Consider the following 22,564-nt stretch of genomic DNA (forward strand, 5'->3'; position numbering starts at 1 on the left):
ATCCGTCTCTGCGGAGCTGCTCCTCCGCCAGCGGGGCCAGCAGGGGCGAGAGCCTGCCCCGGGTTCCCCATGCCGCCGAAATTGCCCGCGCTACCCATGTTACCCATGATGCCAGTATTACCTCCGCTTATGTTGCCCGGCGCGGCAGGGCCGGCGACCGGGCTACCAGTGAAAGAAGCCTCCTGACCCGCGTATCCCTCCTCGCTGGAGAGCGCACCCGCCTGGGCCTCGCCGGCCAGCGAGCCTGCCGAGCCTGCAGGCTGCTGCGACAGGCCAGCCGCGAGCTGCGCCAGAAGAGACCGCGCCTCAGCGTTGGAGACATCGATACGCAGGACCTCTTCACATTGAGCGCGGGCCGCCGCCAGGTCATTTCGGAGCAGATAGCCCCTGGCGGCAGCCAGACGCTCCTGTATCATCAACGACAGATCTTTCTTCTCTGCGTAGTAGTTTGCGAGCCGCTCGTGAGGTTCAGGGCTAGCAGGTGAGAACTGAAGCGCCTTCTGCCAGGCGGCCTCTGCCCGTGCTCCCTGGCCAGCCTGGGCGTAAAGATCAGCAAGCTGCAGATAAGCGTTGTAAGCCTCCTCCCGCCTGCCCAACCAGCCATACAGCTCGGCGACCTTGCTTAGCACAATGATATCATGAGGCTTGCGCTTCAGCAGATACTCATATTCATCCAGCGCCTGCTGCCACTGCTTGGTCTGCATATAGCAGAAGCCCAGGCCCTCATGCGCCGCTGTGTCGTCTGGGAACTCTACCAGCGCCCGCTGATACTCGCGGGCTGCCTCCGTCCACTTGCTATCCCAACGGTAGCGGTCGGCGGCATCCATTGCTGTCTTGAAAACCTGTCTGTTCCCAGGCATGTGGGCTTCGCTTTCTTCCTTCTCTCTTCTCTACTCAGAATGGGCACCTGCCAACAAGTTCACCTTCATTTTGTCACTAGGTTACTACAATCCTGCATTGAAGCTCTCTTTTTGGTACTAAAGTACTTAGCCCTCCTCTCCCAGTCCCCAGGCCCGGCTTGCCGCCGATCCCTCCCCCCCTCCCTGGGAAAGAGGCCGCCCGACACAAAAAGAGCGAACAATACCGCTTGCTTGTTATAGATAAAGACAAATATTTGCATTTTGGAGTATACTAAATAGTAGCGAGAAAATTCTAGCTATGAGTAGCGTGTAGTAGGGGCAACAGCATTGACTGGCAGCAGGGTCACGCGGGATCTGTCTGCCCTGCCCGCAGCCAGACAGCCAGGAAGGAGGTCTCATGCTCTTCACACGGGCCTTCTCGGGCCGCCTCTCTCTTTCTCCGTTGCGCCTGACGCTTTTTGGTATTACGCTGTTAGAGGAGATGCTCTCGGGCATTCCCACTATTGGCTTACCCCTGCTGCGTCACCAGGTACCGATGTCCTACACGCAGATCGGTCTGCTTTTTACCCTGGGGGCGGCAATGTCGATGGTGCTGGAGCCTTTGAGTAACGTGTTGAGCGACCTGGGGAAGACGAAGAAACTTTGGGTGATCGGTGGTCTGCTGGTGCTCTCCGGTGCGTTCGTGCTGGCCGGTCTCGCTCGCTCATTCGCGGTGATCCTGGTAGCGTTCGCTTTGCTCTATCCCTCTAACGACATCGCCTTGGGAGCGGCGCAGTCTTCGCTCATCGATGAGAATCCCCACCGCAGCACACGGACGATGCTGCGCCTGGCCTTCATTGGGAATTTGGGGGATTTTCTGACTCCGCTGACGGTGACCATTATCGCCCTTCTGGCTCTGGGTTGGGCGAGTCTCTGCTGGTTGGCCGCCGCGATTTGGTTGGTAGTGGCTTTGCTTTCTTGCGCCTTGCGCTTCCCTCAAGTGGAGCGTGGCGAGGGACGGCGCTCGCGTCTGGGCCTCCTGGTGGAGGGCTTCGTGGCGGCGCTGCGCAATCCCCTCATGCTTGGCTGGGTAGTGATCGCCACTCTGCCAGTGATGCTCGATGAAGTCTATCGGTCATTCGTTTCTCTCTATCTACAGGACACGCTCCATTTATCGGACGATGCGGTGGAGAGTCTGATTACATTCGAGAGCGCTTCGGGATTCGCTGGTCTGGTGATCTGCGAGCTGCTGCTGGCCCTGGGGCTGACAGTGCGCCAGGTCCTGGCTGGTTCGGCGCTGGTGGCTCTGATTGGAATGACTGCCTTGCTGTTGACCCGCTCGTTCTGGCTGGCAGGTTTACTGCTCTGTGTGGTTGGAGCCAGCTCGATTGCCTGGTTCCCGCTGGCGCGGGCCCAGGTCTATGAGCGCCTGCCAGGCCGTTCGGGCACGGGTCGAGCATTGTTGAGCCTGGGCACACCTTTCTCCGTGATCTTGCCCAGTATTGTAGGACTCATTGCCGGTCGCCTGGGCATCGCAGCAGGTGTGGCCTTCCTGGAGCTGGCGCCGCTCGGCATCCTCTTGCTGCTGGTGTTGCAACGCGCAGAGTCGCGGCCAACCCTGGCCTGACGGTTCCTTCTTCTCTTCCTTCCTCTCAACCGCACTGTTGATGGTCGTTCTCCTTTGCGGCCTGACCACAGGGGAGAACGACGCAGCGCCGCATTCCTGGCTATGGTATGATGGACGCCAGGAGATTTCGCCTGTGGAGGAAGGAGGCTTCTTGATGATGTCTGCTACGATCTTCGACAGCCGCCCCCTGGCGGCGCGCATGATGGCTGAGCTACAGCAGGAGGCAGCCGAGTTTCGCAAACAGCATCGTCGCTCAGCGCGCCTGGCGCAAATTCTCATTGGCCGCGACCCCGCGGCGGAGGTCTACAGTCGCCAGCTTGTTCGCTCCTGCCGTCGCCTCGGTCTGAGCTGCGTGACGTTGGCCTATCCATTCGAGGTAGATGAGGAGGAGATCCGCTCAGAGGTCGCGATGCTAAGCGAGGCCCCCACAACCGACGGGATCGTACTGCTGTTGCCATTGCCGGAGCACATCCGGCAGCGTGTGGTGACCGAAGTGCTGCGCCCCGAAAAGGATGTCGATGGCCTCGGGCCACGCAATGCCGGCAATCTCCTGCTGGGTTTTCCTAGCTTTATCCCCTCGACTGCCGCTGTAGTGCTGACCGTGCTACGGGAGGCCGGCATCCGCGTGGCGGGGCAGCATGCGGTCATTGTGGGACGGAGCAATATCGGAGGCAAGCCGATCGCGCTGGCACTGATGCGGGAGGATGCCACGGTGACGATCTGCCACTCGCACACCCGCAATCTGGCGGAGATCACCCGCAGTGCGGATATCCTGGTAGTGAGCACGGGCAGGCCGGGCCTGATTACGGGCGAGATGGTGAAACCTGGGGCGGTGGTGCTGGATGCCGGTATTACCACGGTCGATGGGAAGGTCGTTGGCGACGTCGACAGAGAGAGCGTGGCCCGCGTGGCCTCATTCCTGACGCCGGTCCCCGGTGGTCTCGGCCCTCTGACTCACCTGATGCTAATCCGCCATACCCTGCTTGGGCCCCAGTGAAGCATGCCGCCGGAGAAGGAAGGAAGGAAGGAGGGCAAGAAGGACGCAAAGGAGCGGAGAGATCGATTCCTAGGTCTGGGATTGCTGGCGTAGTGCGTGCGGTCACCGCGATTGGTCCGGGCCTGAGCCTCGTCACCGAGGCCCGGGCCAGGTCCTGCGCCAGGCAGGCTTTCAGCTCAGGTCTGCGTGGAAAGCTAGACAGCTCACCAAGACAACCAGGCGGCTGACGGCCCTTCGACGAGCTGCGGCGCGAGTCCGATGCCTGCGCCTGCTTCGTCTGTGGGGTCTCTCGCGGGCCATGCTCGGGTCGGGGCTGCTGCTAGGCTTCTGGCTCGTATTGCTCAAGAAAGCGGATTACTTCGCGTGTGATCTGGCTGGGAGTCGAGGCGCCCGCCGTCACCGCAACGCGCTTCTTGCCTTTGAGCCAGTCCAGTTTCAACTCGGAGAGATCTTCGATACGGACCGCGGGAACGCCGGCCAGCTCTTCTGAGACCTGCACCAGACGGTTGGTGTTGTTGCTGCGGGGATCGCCTACCACGATCGTGAGGTCGGCCCCTTTGGCCTGCCGTACGACGGCCTCTTGCCTGAGCTGCGTAGCGGCGCAGATATCGATGTAGACCTTGACGTGAGGATAGCGGGCCTGGATGTAGTTGATGAGGCGCTGCGTGTCCCACTGCGAGAGCGTGGTCTGGGTTGAGATGGCCAGTTTCTGCTCTTGCTCCGGCGTGAGCTGCAGGGCATCGACGTCAGCCTCGCTCTCGATGAGGCTGATATGGCCCGGGACTTCGCCCATGACCCCTTCAGGCTCGGGATGCCCTTTCTTGCCAATGTAGAGAATATAGTAGCCCTCCGCCACCAGCTCGCGCACCAGCTCATGGGTCTTGGTCACATCAGGACAGGTAGCATCGATACAGTAGAGGCCGCGCTCACGCGCACGCTCCTTGACCAGGGGCGAGACGCCATGCGCGGTAAAGATTACTGTTCCTTCTTTGACCTGCTCAAGGATCGCCGCGCGATTCGGCCCATCGAGGGTAATGATGCCGAGGGCGGTCAGCTCTTCAATGGCATGCCGATTGTGAACGATCTGGCCAATGATATAGATTGGACGGGGCAGCGTTGGATCTTTGGCAGCGCGACGAGCAATCTGCAAGGCGTCAACGACGCCATAGCAGTAGCCGCGGGGAGAGATCTTGATCACTTCCATAACGTCCTCGTTCGTTCCCTGCGCCTGGAAGCAGGCAGATAGACAGCCTTCTCGACAGAAGGGCCGCCAGGACCAGGAGACCGTGCCTGCCGTGGCCATTCTGCGGTCATTCTTATGGTACCATAAAATCAGCTCGCTTTAGCACGGCTGTTGCAGAGAATACGCTGGAGGTCGGCGGGCGTGTAGAGGCAGACGAAAGGTAACAGGCCGACCATTTCTTCAACGGAAGGGCTACGCGCCAGGTCGAGAATGATCAACGGGACCTGGCGATTGCCGCACCCCTGGGCAATGGCTGCCGCGGAAATGAGCGGGGCTGCGGGCGTCACAGCCGGGATGCTGATCAGCAACTGCACTTGCGGCAGCAGCCTGTCCAGTTGATTTACGCTCTCTTCCTCATAGATAGACTGCATGCCCGCTTGCTTTAGCAACTGCACAAAGGGTCGCCGTAGCTCCTCGGGTCCGATGAGCAGGGCGGAACGACCGTGCAAGCCGCCCAGGCACGCATCAGCAATTGATACAACCTGTGGCGCGAGATTCTGCATGCGCTTCTCTCTCCTCCAGAAACATCCTCTTGATCACGAGTGCCAGATGCCATGCTCTGACAGCATGGCTCAAGATGTTCCTGTTTATCGTAGCGTATGGCAAAGAGTCAGACATCAGGTAATCACCTGATTTTGCCTGGGGCCTCCCCGCGTATTTTTTTCTAAGGTTCTGATCCGGCCTGACTTGCTCACCTGCGGGCCGCCTCGCGCAAAACTCAGCCGCAGCAGGGAGGCTCGCGCCCGGCCCGCCTATCATCACTGCCGCCTTGTTGACATCCATTTCAGCGATAGACTATACTAAAGAAAGCTCTTGAACAGAGATAGAACAAGCCAGCGTTGACCCTTCTTTTTTTTGCGTGTCTTCCTGTTCACAGAGGAAAGGATGCAGCGGTTGCTTGTCGATAGCCACGCCCACGTCGATGCTCCCCGTTTTCAGAAAGATCGCGATGCGGTGCTGCGTGCCGCATTTGCGGGGGGGATCGGCTACATCGTTGATCCCGGCTGCGATCTGGAGTCGAGCCGTGCAGCGCTAGCTTTGGCCCAGAGCTACCGTGGCCAGGTTTTCGCCGCTGTTGGCGTGCATCCTCACGAGGCCACCTCTTACAATGAGGAGGTAGAGGCTCAACTGCGCAGTCTGGCGCACGCGCCCGAGGTGGTGGCCATTGGCGAATTTGGGCTTGATTACTTTCGCATGCTTTCGCCGCGCGATGTGCAGCGGGCGGTCTTCTGTGCCCATCTGGAGCTTGCTCGTAGCTGCGACCTCCCCTGCATCATCCATGTGCGCGACGCTCACGAAGACGTGATTGAGCTGCTGCGCGCGCATGGTCGCGGGCTGCGCGGGGTCTTCCACTGCTTCTCGGGCAATGTGGCCCAGGCTGAGGAATGCCTTTCCTTCGAGGGCTTCATGCTCTCCTTCGCTGGCCCATTGACCCGCCCGGGTAACGCCCTGCCCGCAGTCGCCAGCATGGCTCCTCTCGATCGCGTGCTGGTCGAGACCGACAGCCCCTATCTTGTTCCCTTGCCCCTACGCGCCAGACGCAACGAGCCGCTCTTCGTGAAGCATGTGGCCCAGAAGCTAGCCGAGATCCGGGGCCTGACGCTGGACGAAATCGCTCAGATCACTACAGCGAACGCCACGCGCCTGTTCGGTCTTGGAGAACGCCATGAAGCTATTTAATACGCTCACCCAGAGAGTGGAGCCATTCGTCCCCCTCGAAGGGAACAATGTGCGTATCTACGTGTGTGGAGTGACTCCCTACGATACTACTCACCTGGGTCATGCCTTCACCTACGCCTCTTTCGATACGCTCATTCGCTATCTGGAATTCCGTGGCTATTCTGTGCGCTATGTACAGAACGTCACGGACATCGATGACGATATTTTGCGCAAGGCGCGCGAACTGGGTGTGCCCTGGGACGAGCTGGGCAGGCGCGAGACCGAGAGGTTTCTGCGCGATATGGATGCGCTCAATGTCCGCCGTCCGACTTTCTACGTGCGCGCAACTGATGAGATTCCTCACATCATCGAGATGGTACAGAAGCTGATCGAGCGCGGCTATGCCTACGTGAGCGATGGCTGCGTCTACTACAATGTGCGCCAAGACCCCGACTTCGGGGTCTTGGGACGCGCCATCGGCCTCCAGGACTACGCCGCCATGCTGGCGGTGGCCAACGAGCGCGGCAACTATCCCGATGACCGGCGCAAACGCGATCCGCTGGATTTTGTGCTCTGGCAGGCTCAGGCTCCCGGTGAGCCGGCCTGGCCCAGCCCTTGGGGGCCGGGACGCCCGGGGTGGCATATCGAATGTAGCGCCATGGCCCTCCACTATCTGGGGGACCAGCTCGATATCCACGGCGGTGGGGCCGACCTGGCTTTCCCTCACCATACCTGCGAGATCGCCCAATCCGAGCACTACACGGGCAAGAGGCCTTTTGTCCGCTACTGGCTGCATACCGGCATGGTCTATCAGCAGGGAGAGAAGATGAGCAAGTCGCTGGGCAACCTGATCCTGGTGAGCGACCTGCTGAAGCAGTACAGCGCCAATGCGATCCGCCTCCTGCTCCTGAACCACCATTATCGCCAACCCTGGGAGTGCTTCCCTGCCGACCTGCAGCTGGCTACCGAGCAGGCTACCCTCTTCGAGGAGGTGGCGGCCCTGGCAGCTCGCTGCCCAACAACGGCGACAGCGGAGAGCAGCAGCGAGCTGCGCGCTCGCTTCGAGTCGCTCTTAGACGACGATTTGAAGACGCCCGAGGCGCTGCAGCTCCTACAGGAGACCGGCCAGGCTGCACTGGCCAGCCACGATGCCTGTCGCGCCAGCGACGTTGTTCGTCTTTTACGTGTGCTGGGCCTGCGTTGCTAGAGCCTGCCTCTCCCCCGCCCTTCCAGACTGAAAACGAGGCTGAGAGCCGCGGGAACAGGAGCAGTACCGCGGCCCACCTCTGTTTATGCTCACGAGTCGCCCGTCGTCTGCGCCCGCTCCTCCCGGGAAGCCTCCGACGGGCGCCCGCCTGTCATGAGCAGCCCCAGCTCCTCCTCGCTGGCCTCCGGCGTGACGATATCGACAATCCGCCCTTCGTACATTACCGCAATGCGATCGGAGAGTGAGCGGATCTCGTCTAGCTCGGCAGAAACAAGCAAGATCGCCTTGCCCGCGTCCCGCTGCTCAACCAGGCGCCGATGAATGAACTCAATGGCCCCAATATCGACGCCGCGCGTGGGCTGGGCCGCGATCAGCAGCTGCGGGTCAGCGGCAAATTCGCGCGCCACAATCACTTTCTGCTGGTTACCACCGGAGAGGGCACGCACTGGCAGCCTGGTGCTCGGTGTGCGAACGTCGAATTCGCGCACCAGGCGGCGCGCCCATTGAGCAATCTCGCGCAAACGCAGAATGAAACGAGCCCAGGCAAAGCGCGGCCAGCGCTCACGCCCCAAAACGGTGTTATTTTCAATGGTATCGCTGAGCACCAGACCACTACCGCGCCGATCTTCGGGAATGTGTGCTATGCCGACGAGACGCACCTCGCGCGCACTCATGCCGGTAATATCGTAGGTTTTGCCAGCCTGCTCACCGCTGCTATGAGTGATAGTCATGCGGCCAGCCGTGGCGCGGCGCATCCCAGTCAGGACCTCGACCAGCTCGCTTTGACCGTTGCCCTCCACGCCAGCAATGCCGAGAATCTCGCCAGCGTGCACCTCAAAGCTGACCCCTTGCAGCGCTTCCAGCCCACGATCGGATCTGGCATGCAGATTCTCCACCCGCAGCACCACTGGCCCAGTCCGCGCCGGACGCTTCTCGACCCGCAGCAGCACCTCGCGCCCTACCATCAGCCGCGCGATCTCAGCCTGATTCGTCTCGCGAGTCACCAGCTCGCCGACGTTGCGCCCACGACGCAGGACCGTCACGCGGTCAGTAAGATCGAGCACCTCGCGCAGCTTGTGAGTAATGAATATGATCGTCTTCCCCTGACGAGACAGGGCACGGAGCACATCGAACAGCTCGTAGGTCTCCTGGGGCGTCAGGACGCCGGTCGGCTCATCCAGAATGAGGATGTCGGCGGCCCGATAGAGGGCCTTGAGGATCTCAACACGCTGCTGCAAGCCGACAGAGAGCTTCTCGATGCGGGCATCGGGATCGATAGGCAGACCATAACGAGCACTGAGCTGGAGCACCAGCTCACGGGCACGCCGTCGATCGTAGACGGCCACCGGCCCCCCTGGCTCCTGGCCCAGCACAATATTTTCGGCCACCGTCAGCGGCGGAATGAGCATGAAATGCTGATGGACCATGCCGATATGGAGGCGAATAGCATCGCGGGGACCGCTAATATGGACGCGCTCGCCGTTGACAGAGATCTCCCCACTGTCGGGGCGCACCAGTCCATAGAGAATATTCATGAGGGTCGTCTTGCCGGCCCCATTTTCTCCAACCAGAGCATGAATCTCGCCCCGCCGGACGCGCAAGTTCACGTGATCGTTCGCCACCACGCCAGGCCAGGCTTTGCAGATATCGCGCATCTCTACGGCATAGGGCGAGGCCGCCAGGTTTGGACCTGCCTCCTGAGCGAGAGGCGCTTTCTCCTGTTCGTGCATGCTTCCTTGACCTCCTCGGGCGCTTGCGCTGCCTGCTATTCGGCGCTGCCCGGCTCGTAGGGCACGCCATCGGCAGCCGGGGCCACAGTGCGCCCGACCAGTCCGATCAGCGCAATAATGGTAAGAATATATGGCAAGGTCGCCAGCAAATTGGAATCGATGCCCGTATCCTGCAGGCGCACGCTCAAGGCCAGGCCCAGACCAAAGATCAGACAGGCCCCGGCGGCCCCCAGCGGCGTATATTTGCCAAAGACCACCGCTGCCAGCGCGATGAAGCCACGTCCGGCGGTCATGTTCGGATTAAAAGTGCCAGCCACACCCAAAGCAAGAAAGGCCCCCGCCAGTCCCGAGAGCAGACCACTGGCGACAACACAGGCATAGCGAATCAGGCGCACGGGGATGCCGGCAGTGTCCGCAGCCTGCGGATGCTCTCCCACAGCCCGAATGCGCAGGCCCAGATTCGTTCTGAAGAGCAGAAACTGCAGACCTAACAGGATGATGATCGCCAGGTAGAAGACGACATTCTGCTGAAAAAGTACTTGACCAAGGAAAGGAAGCTGCGCCAGTGGCCCCCAGCTCAGCACCGGAAGACGCAGATTAAAGGGCAGACTGGGAATACCCTGGCCACCGGTCTGCACAATATTGAGATAATTGGTCAGCCCCAGAGCGGCCACGTTGATCGCGATACCACTGATAATCTGATCGGCCTTGAGGTGAATCGAGACCACGCCATGCACCAGGGCCAGCAAGCCGCCGGCGCCGATCGCCGCCAGCACCCCGACGAGGACGCTATGGCTGGCCAGGGTGACCACCACTCCAACATAGCAGCCGATCAACATCATACCTTCCATCGCGATGTTCACCACGCCGCTGCGCTCCGAGATGACGCCACCCAGAGCTGGCAGCAGCAGGAGAGCGGCAAACTGCAGAGAAGCCTGCCAGAGATCGCCAGAAGTAATTACCCGCAAAAAGATAGGCCAGAACACGCTTCACGCCTCCCCGTTCTGCTGATGTTGACGCTCCTGCACTGGGATCTGAGCCTGCCCTGATCCATCATCGGCCAGAGCGGCCTTCCCAGGCTCAGACAGCGGCTGATCATTCATCGTTGGAGCCTCCGCTCCGTTGGCGGGCGCCTGATCCAGATCGACCACCCCACCGGCGAGCGCGGCCACCACCGTTGGCTGGCGCGCCGCCGAGAAGCGCTTCACGAGAGCCTGTCGGATCACAGGGAGGAACTGGACAGCGATGCTAAAGAGGACCAGCGCCTCGATAATATAGACCAGGTCGCCAGGCACATTGGCCTTCAGCTGCATCAGAGAGCCACCCTGGCGCATCCCCCCAAAGAGCAAGGCCCCCAGGAAGATACCGATGGCCGTCATGCGACCCAGCAAGGCCACGCCAATGGCATCGAAGCCTGTCGTATCATTGCGAAAGACCTGGCCGATGACCTCATAGGGGTACTGCCCCATGAGCTGCAGCGTCCCGCCCAGACCGGCAAAGAGGCCAGCCAGCGTCATCACCAGCACCACATTGCGCTTGACCGAGATCCCGGCGTACTGGGCGGCGCGAGGATTCTCCCCCACCACGCGCGTCTCGTAGCCAAAGGTCGTGCGCGACATCAAGAACCAGTAGACTACCAGGGCCACAAGTGCAAAGAGGAAGCCGACGTCCACAATATACTGCTCAGGCTGACTGATGGTGGGAAGGAAATGGCCCAGCGTTTGATTATAGAGGACCGAGAGCTTTGGAAGATTCGTCTGGGGGGGCATAGAGGGTGTCTGATCAGCCTGACCGGGGGCCTGCAGCGGTCCCGAAACGAGCCAATCGCTGACATAGAAAATAATCCAGTTGAGCATAATTGTCGTCACCACCTCATGAGCGCCCCGCCAGGCCTTGAGCAGGCCGACAATTCCTCCCCAGAGCGCCCCGGCCAGGGCCCCGGCCACAATCATCAGCGGGGTCAGTAACCAACCGGGCCACGTCGAGCACTTAATGCCGACGAACGCCGCCAGGATCGCCCCGGCAGCAAACTGGCCCTCGGCCCCGATATTAAAGAGGCGCGCCCGATAGGCGATAGCCACCGAGAGGCCCGTAAAAATAAGGGGGGTGACATTGACCAGCGAAAAGGAGAGATTGGCGGCGCTGCCGAAGGCTCCTGAGAAGAGGTAACCGTAGGCCAGCAAAGCGGCGTTGAAACGATCGAAGAGAGAGCCGGAAGCAGTGATCATGATCACAATCAGGCCGGCGATCAGGGCCAGAGCCAGGGCCAGCAGCGGACGCCCTAGTCCGGAGCCAACTCTGCGCAGCCAGAGCAGCAAGGTTGTTGACCTCGTCTCCAAGGCTGGGGGAGTAGGTGAGCGCGGTTGAGCAGTCTGCAAGGCCATAGAGCGAATCCTCCCAGATCAGCAGTCACCAGGCAGGAAGGAGAAGCGGCCAGCCTTCTGCCAGGCTCTATGCTCGGTTATGACACACAAAAAACTGACTTGTAATAATAGCATTGCTACAGGGCAGAGACAAGCAGCGTCTGAGGAAGACAAAGGACAGGCTGCGCCAGTGAGTTCCTGGCAGGTGCAACTCAGCCGCCAGTGGTGAGAGAAGAAAGGACCAGATCGAGCTATCAGAGGACAGCTCGATCTGGTCATGCCCGGGCCATTCACTCACTACGCAGGTCAGGAAGGAATATTCTCAGGGACCGCGAGCGTACCGGCCCTGATCTGGTCGGCGAGCTGGTCAGCCTTGTTCTTGGCATCAGCGGGCACCACGCTGCTCAGCGTACCGTAACCGACACCGTCATGAGCCAGATCAAAGCGCGGGGGATTATTCGTGAACTTGCCGTGAGCGTAGTCGCTGATCGTATCATAGACGGCCACATCCACCTTCTTCAGGGCGCTGGTGATGACGCTCTTCGGGTGGAGATAGTTCTGATCGGCATCAACGCCGATGCCAAAGACCCCAGCCTGGTCGGCAGCATCGAGAGCGCCCACACCGCAGCCACCTGCCACCTGGAAGATGATATCAGCATTGTGCTGATTGATCTGGCTGAGAGCGGCGTCCTTACACTTATCGGTGGCCGCGAAATCCTGGGAGTAATTAATCACCACCGTAATGCTCGGATCAACCTTCTTGGCACAGAACTTGTAGCCGGCGATATAGCGAGTGACGGGAGGAATAGGCAGTCCGCCAACAGCGCCAATCGTATTATGGCCGCGCAGCTGCGAGATCTTGGCCTTGCCGTCAACCTCCATCTGGGCGGCAATGGCGCCAACCAGACAGCCCGCCTCCTGCTCTTTGAAGAAGAGCGGGGCCACGTTGGGCAGCGATTCGCAGTCTTGCTTGCCTGCAGGAACAGCGCAGCCATCGATGATGGCGAATTTCTTGGTGGGGAACTGGTGCGCCACCTGATCGACAGCGTTCTGCATCAGGAAGCCGACAGCGAAGACCAGGTCAGCGCTGCGGGCTGCCAGCGTCAGGTTTTTCACATAATCGGCCTGGTTTTTCGACTCGATCACCTGGCGGGTAAAATGGAACTCGTTCATGGCCTTGGTATAGCCGACGTAGGCCAGGTGGTTGAAACTGCGATCGTTCAAGCCGCCGATATCAGTGACCAGGGCCACCGAAATCGGCGTCTGAGCTGTCGGCGTGGTCGAGCTTCCTCCTCCCGAGCTGCCTGTGTTGCTTCCTCCACAAGCAGCCAGCAGGACACAAAATAAGGCGAGCAGTGCCACGATACGGGCTGATATGCCACCGTTTCGCATACGCGCGTTCCTTTCTTCTCTCCCCGGAGAACCTGGTGTATCCTTAGAAAGGATCTCTTGCAGTAATTGTAGTGGTGCTCTACAAACAAATAAGACGCTCTGCTATTGTCTTTGGCGTAGCAGACAGAAAGCAGATCAGCGATCCAGAGACAAGCAGAGCCTCAAGCGACCAGGACAGCACCGCCTGACTGTTCTGGTGGGATAGCACCCGGGCAGGGAACGGACCTCGCAGCGGTTCCATGTCAATTATACGCTGCAGGCTGGCGACATCTCACAAAAGCCAGGTCCAGGCAGGCGCTCAGCCAGGCGGGCAAGTGGTTGTCGAGCGCCTGGTGAGTGGAGGGGAGAAGGAGAAGAAGAGCGGCGAGGAGAGAGAGCAAACTATCGTGTTCGTTCTCTGGCTCCTCGCCGCATTGCTGGTGTGCAGTGTTATGCTTGCTGTGCGAGCCAGGCTAGCTAGCCAGCCAGCCAGCTAGCTAGCTATTGATTGTAGGAACGTTCTTCCAGAGGAAGCAGGCGGTCAAGACTATGGCCATGCAGAGCTTCACTCAAAGGTCTGCTCAGGCTCGGATCTCCTCCAGCACAGAGAGATTGATGAACAGGTCGCAGCTTTGGCGCAGCGTGGCCGACATTGCCTCGTCGAAGGCGGCCACCTCGACGCGCACGCCGTGATCCGAGCAGTAATCAAGCATCGGCATAAAATCGCTATCGCCGCTGACCAGAACAATACAGTCGACGGCCCGGCTTTCCACAAGCCGCACCACGTCCATACACAGATCCAGATCGAGATCGGCCTTCTTTGCACCACTGGAGAACGTCTTATAGTTCTTCGTCGTAATGCGGTACCCCAGGCCCTTGACGGCCTGCAGAAACATTTGCTCATCGCCGGGCTGGGGGCTGGTTGGGCAATAGGCATGGGCTCGCACCAGGCGGCGGTTGCCGCGCAGGAAGTCGAGCAACTTGCCAAAGTCAATAGTCAGCCGTAACGTGCGCGCGGAGTAGAGCAAATTAGCCACATCGACGAAGACGCCCACCCGCTCCGTCGAAGGCGGAGGGGGGATTGAGACCGACACATTGGTCGGCGACTGATGAGTGCGGCGCAGTTCGGCCACAATGCGGTCGGTCTGCGACTGGATAGCCTGCACGACCGTATTGGCGAACTGAACCATCGGGTCATTCCCGCGGTTATTAGGATAGACGAGATTGTTCCGCTGCACATCGGAGCGTGAAGGGCGCACACCAGCTTCGCGCACAGCCACGCTGCCGCGTGCGGGCGAAGGTTCTGGCGCCATGAAAGGACCTCCGAACTCGTTGCCCAGATTCATCTGGTTCATAGTAGTGCCGGAGATAATATGATAGGTTCCGGCAGGAGCGGTCGGCTGCGAGGCCGGTACCGACGTCGGCTGGGTCACAGGCGGCACAGTGACCGGAGAGACCGGCGTGGGCGGCGGAGCGATTGGGGGAGGCGTCGGCTCAGTGGCCGGCGCGGGCGCGGCAGAGGCAGCCGCTGACTTGGAACGGCGGCGGCGGCGCCGGCGCGAGGTAGCCGCCTGAATCTCAGAGTACTCCAGAGGAGGCAGATCTTCAGGGGCAGGAACCTGGGTCTCCTGAGCCGCCGGCCTGGCGCCGTTGGCCGTCGGCTGCACTGGCAATGCCACAGAGGCAGCCGGCTGTTCCTGTTCTTTTGCTTTCTCTTGTTGTCGATTATCCTTACTGCTTTGCGGCTGCTGCTTACTCCGCTGCTCTTCCGCCGTCGGCTCGCTCAGCATCTCGCGAGACGAGAGCGCGTGAATCTCCTGGGGGTGCTCGCCAGGGCTGGGAGCGGCCACTATCGGAGCCTGGAGCTGCTCGCTCTCGGGCCGACGCTCCTCCTGGACGGCAGAGGCGCCAGCAGCAGCGAGCTTCTCCCCCGTCTCGCGCTGCTCAGGTGGCGCCGACTGCTGAGAGGAATTGACCAGGAACATCGCGCTATTGACCGCTGTTGCCGGGCGATCGAAGCGATAGCGGCGTGCGGGGCGGGTGGCCTGTCCCTCCTCGCTGGTGGATGGAGTGGTCTCGCTCGTGCCGCCACTCTCGCCTGCGCCAGGGCCAGAAGAGGCGGCGGTTGACTCACCGCCGACCTGAGAGCTGGCAGTGGCGGCAGGCTGGCCCTCTTCTTCAGGGCTTTTTTCTCCCTCGGAGGCGGGGCGCTCCTCGACAAACGGCTCGCGCAGGCGCCCATAGCGAGGCAACCGAATGCGCGTAGCTGGGCGCAGCAGCGGGGAGGGAGGGCGCTCTGCAGGCTTTTCAGGTGCCGCTGGAGCCTGAGCAGTCTGCGCTATCTGATCAGCTGACTGCTGTGGCTCCTCCTGAGCCTTGGCCGGGCGCTCTTCCACGGGCGGGGAGGCCGGTTCAGGCTGTTCCTGACCAGCGCCAGCTTCCGCGTCACGGGCAGCCTCGGTGGACGCTGCCGGCGTCAGGGCCTCGGCCTGCCCCTCACTCTCCGCAAGTGAGCTGGTAGTGATAGTGCTACTGCTGCCGCTCTCCACGAACGAGAGGCGTCCGGGGATAGGCACCGTAGGGAGCGGCGAAAGTGGTCTGGCGGCTGACAGAGCAGCAGACGGGCCGCTTTCATTTTCAGCAGGTGGAACCAGGCTGCCCAGGGTATGCAAGGTACTCAGGGCATCTAGAGCCTCATGCACGGCTTCGAAGGTAGCGGCCTGGCGGGCCTCTTCAGCCTGACGGAACTCCTCAATAAACTCACTGAAGGGGCGAACATTCCCCTCGCTGAACGGCAGGAAGTCCTCCATGAGCGGGGAAGGCTCCACATCCCGCGCCGTCAAGGCCTCCTGTGCAGATGGTGTAGAGGGAGTGGAAAAGGCGGAAAGGAGTTCAGTGGGCGAGTAGGCCGCGACGCTTTCCTGGATGCGTTGCGAAGAGGCCTCCGTCTGAGACGGAAGCTCATAGCCAGGGACGGCGTCCGCACTCTCCCATGCAGGTGGTTGCTTCTGCCCTTCCACGGTACCCTCCGATAGCTGCGTCCCGGGGGGCGCAGCAGGCTCTAGAGAAGCAGGAGTTGTTGCGTCTTCGGAGGCAAATGCTTCCTTTGCGACGGACACATCAACGTCGCTCTTCTCTGGCTGCGAATGTTCTCTTGTCACAAAAAGATCTCCAGTCTCACTAATTCGGGACCGGAGCGCAGGCGATCGTGTGGAGAGGTACTTGACGCACAGAACCGTCAGGGCGAATGGACGCCGTCATTGCTCGCCTATCGTCTGCTCTACCTCAACGGGTGCTCGGGAAAAGGCAAGACAACAAAGAGTAAGCATATAGGAAGCACGCCGTACTTTCACCGATCCGCGTTGCAAAGATGGGCGGATGCGCGCCACCATCTATCCGCCCTGCCTGTCCTTTCCTGCTTGCGACAGGCACCTCACGCTACATGCACGTCCGATCCCGATCTCCTCTACACCGTTCGCAAAGCTTCGATTCACTCTTTTTGCTGCATACCGCCACTGAGGGGCGGAACATGGCTGGGGACGGGGCGAGCGGATGCTTCTTGAGCCTCGGCGGTTCGGCCCCGGCCCCGGCCCAGGAACCGCGCGCGGCGCTCGCGATCGCGGCTGAGGCGGGCACCGCTCTCCTGATCACTGGCGAGCGTTGTGGGGGCAGGAGCCAGTTGGGGCGCGGGGCGCCCGCGCTCCTGTCGGCGTGTGATGCGCCAGACATAGAACATGCGCTCGAGGGCGGTCACTTGTGAGAAAACCGCCAGCAGAACCAGTGCCCAGATCTCAATGCCCGCAATCAGGCCAATGGCCAGAATGACGACACGTTCGGGGCGGGCAAGCAATCCTGTTTTACATTCCAGCCCCAGACCTTCGGCGCGCGCCTTAGTATAGCTAACCATCAGAGAGCCGACGACAGCGACAAACACCAGGACAATCATCCAGAGCTGCTCATGGCCAAAGGGCCAGAGCTGCTCATGGAGATCTGGACGTTGCAAGACGTACCAGAGCAGCCCAAAGAGAATGATGCTTTCCGAATAGCGGTCGAGAGTCGAGTCGAAGAAAGCGCCAAAGGTCGTAGCGGCCTGGCGAACGCGAGCCACAGCCCCATCGAACATGTCGAAAATGCCAGCAAACAACACCAGCAAACCGCCTGCCACCAGGTACCCCTGCGCAATCACCAGGGCTGTTAAGCCGCTAAGCAACAGCCCGACGAGCGTCAACATATTTGGAGTCACGCCAAGGTTGGCTAGCGGTCTGATAATGAAAGCCACCAGGAGTCGAACTTGTTGCTGGATGCGTCTGCTTAACATATCTTTATTGTACCATACCTGGCCCTCTTCGGACTAGCTCTTTTTTGCGGCGAGCCTGCCGGCGAGGGCTGATCGCACTACTGGAGATACGCACTACCAGACGAAACAAAACGAACAGAGTCGTCCCTGCCTCCGGCCTCCTCTCACGACCAGGGCAAGGCCAGAACAGAGCGAAGGGAGCAAGCGAGGGCGACGCAGTGCATGTCACCAGTGCGGTGCAACATTGCACAGCGCAGAGCGCGGGTCATCCAGCGGTGAGGAGCGTCGCCAATCAGCATTCCAGGTCGACAGTGAGCGAGTGCCGGGTCCAGGAACAGCCGCCTTGCTGCCTGTGCCCCAAGACAGTCCTGGCCGCTTCTCCCTGGCAAGCGGCCCAGTGATCGATTGGCGGGGCAGCTCTTCGGACCAGAGATCTGACCGGCCCCAGCCAGGGCCGACTACCTGCCAGCGCTACCTGGTTGCGCTCTACCGGAGGAGAAGAGGCCCGCCCCGACTAAACCGGTTCCCGCTCGCGCAGAGTATAGAGCAGCTGGCGCTCCTCCAGCAGCTCCTGATAGTAGTCCACCACACGGCGAGCGATCCGCGGCCAGGCATATTGCTGGCTCGTTTGTAGGCCAGTCTCAACCAGGCGGCGCCGCAATGGCTCATCTTCTAACAGGCGGCAAATGGCCATGCTCAGCGCGAGGCTATCGCGTGGGGGCGCTAAGAGGCCATTGAGACCGTGAGTGATCACTGTGGCATAGCCCTCGATGTTGCTGGCCACCACGGGCACGCCGGAGGCCATCGCTTCGAGCAAGACCACCCCCAGGCTCTCGCCGCCGATCGAGGGCGCACAGAAGACATGAGCACTGGCAAAGTAGCGTGGCAGCTCTTCCGCCGAGACACGGCCCACAAAAACCACGTCCTGCCAGCCTTGCTTCTCAACAAAGCGTTCGAAACCGCGCTTCAACCCGCCTTCGCCCACGAGAATAAACCGCGTGTCGGGATGGTGTTCACGGATCGTGGGGATAGCGCGTAACAGGTACTTGGCGCCCTTGCGCTTCTCAAACCGCCCAACAAAGAGGATGTTCCGCTTCCCATCCATGAACCAGGGCAAAGGCTGGTTCCAGATGTTGAAGCGCTCGAGATCGACCCCATTTGGGATCAGGCGATAGTCCGCCGGAAAGTAGCGCGAGACAAACTGGTAGGCCGCCGGTGAAACGGCGATGCGCCCGGCCAGCCGGCGAAAGTAAGGGCGCAGGAAAGGATGCAGCGATGCATAGGCCAGATAGGGTGTGGAGGTGATCCTGGCAGCAGCAAAGGCGTGAAATGTCCCGACATTGATCGCACGTGAGAAACGCAGCACGGCTAGCGGCAAACCGGGAATCAACGGCTCGTGGAGGTGAATGATATCAAAGCGCTCGTGCTGTAGCACCGAGCGCACGCGCCGCCCGAGATAGGGGTTGAGCGCCACGCGCGCAATCGAACCATTAAAAGGAACGGGCGAAGCCCCGGCCATCTTATAAACCTGCTCCTCTGCCAGCTGCTCATCATCGCGCGAGACCGGGGCAAGGATGCGCACCTCCAGACCCATTTTGCGAAATTCATGCGCCAAATGGCGGACATGTTCACGCACTCCACCAGGATAGCTCCAGTCATATGGAGTCACGAGACCTATTTTCACGAGTCGCTCCCTGCCTTACAATGTTGTAGAGACGCGACTATCCCCTGGACCTTACGCAAGCCCGGCCACGGTCCCCTCCTACTCAGCCAAAGGCGCCATACAACATTTTACCAGACTTTCGCAAGAGCTTGCCTCTTCCAAAAGGAAGGCTCTGCGCGCTTCACGCCGCAAAGACGCGACGATTCCGCTGATTTCGCTTGCTAAAGTGATACTGAGCCAGTTGCAGATAATCGTACATCTGCCAGAGCTTTCCGCCGGGGGCTGTGGTTCCGGCCTGTAGCGACCGGCGCAGGTCCTGGGCGGTCTTCCCCTCAAACCAGGTACAGCCGCGCCCAATGGCATTGAGCGTATGGGCATCGCTGTTGCCCACCTCGGGCAGGCGGTAAACACGGCGGTTGGTGCGCATGGCCACCTGATTGGCGTAGATGCCGCAGAAGCTGGCGTTCCAGGTCTCGATGCCATCGAGGCGCACACTCTTTGAGCCGACCAGACGGTCAAGTACCTCACGCTGGCAGCTGTGGCGGAAGAGCCGGTGGAGCGGGTGGGCGACGATGGCCAGGCCACCTTGCTCATGGATCAGGGCAATGCTCTCTTCCATGCTTAGCCCGGGTGGAATGCGCTGCTCGATAAAGAGGGCCAACAGGTGCCCCTCGCGTGTGCTGACTTCCTCGCCAACAATGTAGTCAAAGCGGTAGTGGCCTCTGGCCCACAGGTCGCGTGCACGTAGCGAGCCTTCAATGGCGTCGTGATCGGTGATGGCGATGACGTCCAGGTCGCTAAAGCGCTCGACGTAGGCGAGAATCTCTTCAATAGTTGCCGTCCCATCGCTGTAGGTACTGTGAATATGGAGATCAGCCCGGCCCAACTTGCCGGCCAGAGAGGCCTCGGCGGCTGTCATCTGTCGATGACGGCCCAGCAAGCGCCTGGCCAGGCTGGCGGGTCGTAATTCCTCAGTCATCCTGTTGCTCATACGTCTAGCCATACTACTCCTTCGGAAGTGAGAAGGTGGGCTCCTCTCCACTTTCCTCGGCCCTGATCTGGTGCCCTTGATCCTCTGGGCTGGCAGCAGGGTGATCCAGCCAGACAGGGGCGAAGACGAGCCACTGCTCGGGATGGGCCCGGATGTAGCGTTCCATGACTTGCACGATTGAGCGCATGAGGGCCTCGGGATTCTGCTGCTCTTCTTCAGGAAGCGCCAGAGAGATCGGCGTAAATTCGCCCTGCATACGCCTGCCTTCCAGCCGCCAGCCGAAGGCGCCAACGAGAGCTGCGCCTGTGCGTTGCGCCAGCATAGCTGGTCCTCCAGGCAGGCGAGCGGTGGCACCAAAGAAAGGCATCTCGACACTCTGGCCCACGACGGCCCGGTCAGCGGTAATGAGTACCAGTTGATTCTGGCGCAATGTGCGCAGAATGGCGCGCATGGCTGTGCCATTCCCCACCGGGAGATATTTGATGCCGTGGCTACAGCGCAGGCTCAGCATCAGTTCGAGCATGCGTCGATCTTTGAGCTGCTCGACCGGGATCACCAGCTCGTAGCCTCTGGCAACCAGCCACTGGCTCAGATAGTCGAACGGGCCAAAGTGGGCGGAGACTATCAGGACGCCCTTGCCCCGGGCCAGAGCGGCGGCCAGATGCTCCTCGCCCCCGGGAATGATATTACTGGCGATCTCTTCGACCGGTACGTAGGGTAAACAGAAGCCTTCGAGATAGTTGCGTGCGTTGTTGATAAACATCCGACGCACTGTGCGTCTGAGACGCCGGCGTCCGAGACGTGTGGCTTGGACCTCTGGCCCCAGCACATGCAGCATGTTGATGGTGGCCTGCCGACGTGCCCTGATGGCAACCATCCAGGCAAGCCAGCCCAGTAGAGCGCTGAGCGGCGGCAGCCAGCGACGTGGCAGGCGCGGAACGATGACAGCGGCAAGGCGAAATAGCAGATACATCGTCGTCGTTTTCAGGCTCCAGGAGCGCTGCTTATGATGTCGTGGCCCATTGCTTTGCGGCGCCTTCTTGCCCAGGTGCCTGGCTCTCTGGAATGGCTGCACAGCCCCTGCCTTCTGAGAGTCGCGCTGGCTCTTCGCCAGCCAGCTCCCTGGGCCGCTATAACGTTCTCTCTGCATTCCGTCGTCCCCGGCGCTGGTGAGGCGTCCGACCTGCCACTGGAGCAGGACCAGGCAGGTCCCTGCGCCCTGGCTATGACGTCGCCCGTGCTGCCTCGCTATCTATGGCCGCTCTCACGAATGCAGAGAGCAGTCAGATTGCTTCCTCCATAGCTAGGGATCAGCAGTCGGCCAGAATGGGCGAAACATGTACCACTGATCGGGATAGCTACGGACCATCTCCTCTAGCGCATCAAAGATAGACTGGGTCAGGCGCACGACTTCGGCCTCGCGATCCTCTTCGGGTTGGGGAAAGACAGGGGGAAAAGCGCGCATGTAGCACTGCCCCCTCCTGCCATACCAGACGAAACCGGACATGATGGCGGCGCCTGTTCTTACTGCCAGCCTTGCCGCACCAGCGGGCACATACGTTGTGCGCCCGAAGAATTTCACTGGCACGCCCTCGCTCTCCGCTAAGGGGCGATCGATGACGATGGCCAGCATCTGATTTTGCTGCAGAACACGCAAAATTGGTCGGGTCGAGCGCTCCATTGGAATGATGCCGATTCCTTTGTCCTGACGCTGCTTTTGCACCAGGGCGTTCAGCTGGGGATCGGCGAAGGTTTCGGCGATGGCTGAGAAAGGCACCTCGCGGGCGATGATGGCGCCGGCCAGGTCCCAGTTGCCAAAATGAGCGGTGGTGAGAATCACGCCGCGACCGGGCCGGAGCGCCTGCTGAAGATACTCGCGCCAGGAGGAGGCTCCCCGGGTCAGGTCGCGCCCCTGTCGTTCGATGGCCTCGATATCGAGGTGGGCAAAACTCAAGAAGTCTGAGGCGTAGCGCCCGTAATTGCTCCAGGAGGCGCGCGCCAGCCGGCGCACAGCGCGATCGCTGGGAGAACGACCCAGGACCTGAGCCATGTTGCGCTGCGTCACCCGGCGCTTGGAGCGCCAGGCCAGATAACTTGCTGTTCCGACCGCCGCCCCGAGAGCGTGGCGCAAGGGCCGGGGTGTACGCCCCGCAAGCGTACTTGTACCTCGTGCCAGCCAGTAGATGACAGACACCGGTTACTCCTCCAGGTTGACTTCAGCCGCCGCCTCCATCTTGGGCAGACTCCCGACGGGCAGCGTTGCCAGCACGAACCCGGGATCGACCAGTTGCTGTAGCCGCTGCAGGCAATACTGAAAGCGCTCTTTATCCAGTGAACAGTAGACCTGACGTCCGGCGCGACGCATGCGCGTCAGTCCAGCGCGCTGCAGCTTCCGTAGATGCCAGGAAACCAGCGGTTGGCTGATTTCCAGGGCGTCTGTGAGCGCTGTGACCGTCATTTCCGGCTTCCGCGCCAGATGGTAAATGATGGTCAGGCGCACAACGTCTGCCAGCGCTTTCATCATCGTTTTCAGTTCACGCCAGTCATTCGATCTGTCCAAGTCGATCCTTCTTTGCG

The 22,564-nt window shown here is 60.8% G+C and carries 17 protein-coding genes and 1 pseudogene; 4 read left to right on the forward strand and 14 right to left on the reverse strand.

The genetic code is table 11. From position 1 onward, the window contains the following. Positions 1-860: tetratricopeptide repeat protein (locus BGC09_RS17290; RefSeq protein ID WP_141727836.1), on the reverse strand; the 860-nt coding region annotated here is incomplete at its 3' end. Between the two features lie 397 nt (positions 861-1,257). Here BGC09_RS17290 and BGC09_RS17295 point away from each other — a divergent pair. Beyond that, on the forward strand, positions 1,258-2,466 hold the full coding sequence (locus BGC09_RS17295; protein WP_069805486.1) for an MFS transporter: 1,209 nt from the start codon (positions 1,258-1,260) through the stop codon (positions 2,464-2,466). Positions 2,467-2,620: 154 nt separating this feature from the next. Beyond that, a complete protein-coding gene (locus BGC09_RS17300) occupies positions 2,621-3,463 on the forward strand; it encodes a bifunctional 5,10-methylenetetrahydrofolate dehydrogenase/5,10-methenyltetrahydrofolate cyclohydrolase (RefSeq protein WP_176728962.1) in 843 nt (280 codons plus the stop codon). A 319-nt stretch (positions 3,464-3,782) separates the two neighbouring features. On the opposite strand, the gene BGC09_RS17305 is transcribed toward BGC09_RS17300, so the two are convergent. Next, a complete protein-coding gene (locus BGC09_RS17305; protein ID WP_069805488.1) occupies positions 3,783-4,667 on the reverse strand; it encodes a 4-hydroxy-3-methylbut-2-enyl diphosphate reductase in 885 nt (294 codons plus the stop codon). A 128-nt stretch (positions 4,668-4,795) separates the two neighbouring features. Further along, the gene (locus BGC09_RS17310; protein ID WP_069805489.1) at positions 4,796-5,209 is read right to left on the reverse strand and encodes a glutamyl-tRNA reductase; all 414 of its coding nucleotides are present in this window, start codon (positions 5,207-5,209) and stop codon (positions 4,796-4,798) included. Between the two features lie 382 nt (positions 5,210-5,591). On the opposite strand from BGC09_RS17310, the gene BGC09_RS17315 reads away from it, so the two are divergent. Continuing rightward, positions 5,592-6,386, forward strand: a complete 795-nt coding sequence (locus BGC09_RS17315; RefSeq protein WP_218104086.1) for a TatD family hydrolase — start codon at positions 5,592-5,594, stop codon at positions 6,384-6,386. Beyond that, positions 6,373-7,572: a cysteine--tRNA ligase gene (cysS, locus tag BGC09_RS17320; RefSeq protein WP_069805490.1), complete on the forward strand. Its 1,200-nt coding sequence runs from the start codon at positions 6,373-6,375 to the stop codon at positions 7,570-7,572. Before BGC09_RS17315 ends, cysS begins: the two co-directional genes overlap by 14 nt. A gap of 89 nt (positions 7,573-7,661) precedes the next feature. Here cysS and BGC09_RS17325 read toward each other — a convergent pair whose 3' ends face one another. The 11 genes and pseudogenes from BGC09_RS17325 to BGC09_RS17385 form a co-directional block, all read right to left on the reverse strand. Continuing rightward, a complete protein-coding gene (locus BGC09_RS17325) occupies positions 7,662-9,227 on the reverse strand; it encodes an ABC transporter ATP-binding protein (RefSeq protein ID WP_069805507.1) in 1,566 nt (521 codons plus the stop codon). Positions 9,228-9,337: 110 nt separating this feature from the next. Continuing rightward, a complete protein-coding gene (locus tag BGC09_RS17330; protein ID WP_218104087.1) occupies positions 9,338-10,288 on the reverse strand; it encodes an ABC transporter permease in 951 nt (316 codons plus the stop codon). 3 nt (positions 10,289-10,291) lie between these two features. After that, positions 10,292-11,686: an ABC transporter permease gene (locus BGC09_RS17335; protein WP_069805491.1), complete on the reverse strand. Its 1,395-nt coding sequence runs from the start codon at positions 11,684-11,686 to the stop codon at positions 10,292-10,294. 285 nt (positions 11,687-11,971) lie between these two features. Then, complete coding sequence (locus BGC09_RS17340; protein ID WP_084659048.1) at positions 11,972-13,057, reverse strand: BMP family lipoprotein; 1,086 nt, start codon at positions 13,055-13,057, stop codon at positions 11,972-11,974. A 560-nt stretch (positions 13,058-13,617) separates the two neighbouring features. Beyond that, a complete protein-coding gene (locus tag BGC09_RS17350) occupies positions 13,618-15,846 on the reverse strand; it encodes an NYN domain-containing protein (RefSeq protein WP_069805493.1) in 2,229 nt (742 codons plus the stop codon). Between the two features lie 1,009 nt (positions 15,847-16,855). After that, positions 16,856-17,354: pseudogene (locus BGC09_RS23625) on the reverse strand (CDP-alcohol phosphatidyltransferase family protein); the annotation flags it as partial. 493 nt (positions 17,355-17,847) lie between these two features. Next, positions 17,848-19,017, reverse strand: coding sequence for a glycosyltransferase family 4 protein (locus BGC09_RS17360; protein WP_069805495.1), 1,170 nt, complete (start codon positions 19,015-19,017; stop codon positions 17,848-17,850). Between the two features lie 160 nt (positions 19,018-19,177). After that, positions 19,178-19,999 (reverse strand): PHP domain-containing protein, encoded by an 822-nt coding sequence (locus BGC09_RS17365; RefSeq protein ID WP_084659049.1) that lies wholly within the window; start codon positions 19,997-19,999, stop codon positions 19,178-19,180. Between the two features lies 1 nt (position 20,000). Continuing rightward, positions 20,001-21,137 (reverse strand): lysophospholipid acyltransferase family protein, encoded by a 1,137-nt coding sequence (locus BGC09_RS17370; RefSeq protein ID WP_084659050.1) that lies wholly within the window; start codon positions 21,135-21,137, stop codon positions 20,001-20,003. Positions 21,138-21,290: 153 nt separating this feature from the next. Beyond that, complete coding sequence (locus BGC09_RS17380) at positions 21,291-22,181, reverse strand: lysophospholipid acyltransferase family protein (protein ID WP_069805499.1); 891 nt, start codon at positions 22,179-22,181, stop codon at positions 21,291-21,293. 3 nt (positions 22,182-22,184) lie between these two features. Continuing rightward, on the reverse strand, positions 22,185-22,547 hold the full coding sequence (locus tag BGC09_RS17385) for an ArsR/SmtB family transcription factor (RefSeq protein WP_069805500.1): 363 nt from the start codon (positions 22,545-22,547) through the stop codon (positions 22,185-22,187). Positions 22,548-22,564 lie beyond the last annotated feature (17 nt).

The sequence above is a fragment of the Thermogemmatispora onikobensis genome (genome assembly GCF_001748285.1).
In the GTDB taxonomy this organism is placed as follows: domain Bacteria; phylum Chloroflexota; class Ktedonobacteria; order Ktedonobacterales; family Ktedonobacteraceae; genus Thermogemmatispora; species Thermogemmatispora onikobensis.

Excerpts from the sequence above, each read along its gene's own strand:
- BGC09_RS17300 (WP_176728962.1), top strand. The coding sequence starts at position 2,621 with ATGATGTCTGCTACGATCTTCGACAGCCGCCCCCTGGCGGCGCGCATG.
- BGC09_RS17365 (WP_084659049.1), bottom strand. The coding sequence starts at position 19,999 with ATGGCTAGACGTATGAGCAACAGGATGACTGAGGAATTACGACCCGCC.
- BGC09_RS17305 (WP_069805488.1), bottom strand. The coding sequence starts at position 4,667 with ATGGAAGTGATCAAGATCTCTCCCCGCGGCTACTGCTATGGCGTCGTT.
- BGC09_RS17325 (WP_069805507.1), bottom strand. The coding sequence starts at position 9,227 with ATGCGCGATATCTGCAAAGCCTGGCCTGGCGTGGTGGCGAACGATCAC.
- BGC09_RS17340 (WP_084659048.1), bottom strand. The coding sequence starts at position 13,057 with ATGCGAAACGGTGGCATATCAGCCCGTATCGTGGCACTGCTCGCCTTA.
- BGC09_RS17370 (WP_084659050.1), bottom strand. The coding sequence starts at position 21,137 with ATGCAGAGAGAACGTTATAGCGGCCCAGGGAGCTGGCTGGCGAAGAGC.
- BGC09_RS17350 (WP_069805493.1), bottom strand. The coding sequence starts at position 15,846 with ATGGAGGACTTCCTGCCGTTCAGCGAGGGGAATGTTCGCCCCTTCAGT.
- BGC09_RS17310 (WP_069805489.1), bottom strand. The coding sequence starts at position 5,209 with ATGCAGAATCTCGCGCCACAGGTTGTATCAATTGCTGATGCGTGCCTG.
- cysS (WP_069805490.1), top strand. The coding sequence starts at position 6,373 with ATGAAGCTATTTAATACGCTCACCCAGAGAGTGGAGCCATTCGTCCCC.
- BGC09_RS17295 (WP_069805486.1), top strand. The coding sequence starts at position 1,258 with ATGCTCTTCACACGGGCCTTCTCGGGCCGCCTCTCTCTTTCTCCGTTG.
- BGC09_RS17335 (WP_069805491.1), bottom strand. The coding sequence starts at position 11,686 with ATGGCCTTGCAGACTGCTCAACCGCGCTCACCTACTCCCCCAGCCTTG.
- BGC09_RS17315 (WP_218104086.1), top strand. The coding sequence starts at position 5,592 with ATGCAGCGGTTGCTTGTCGATAGCCACGCCCACGTCGATGCTCCCCGT.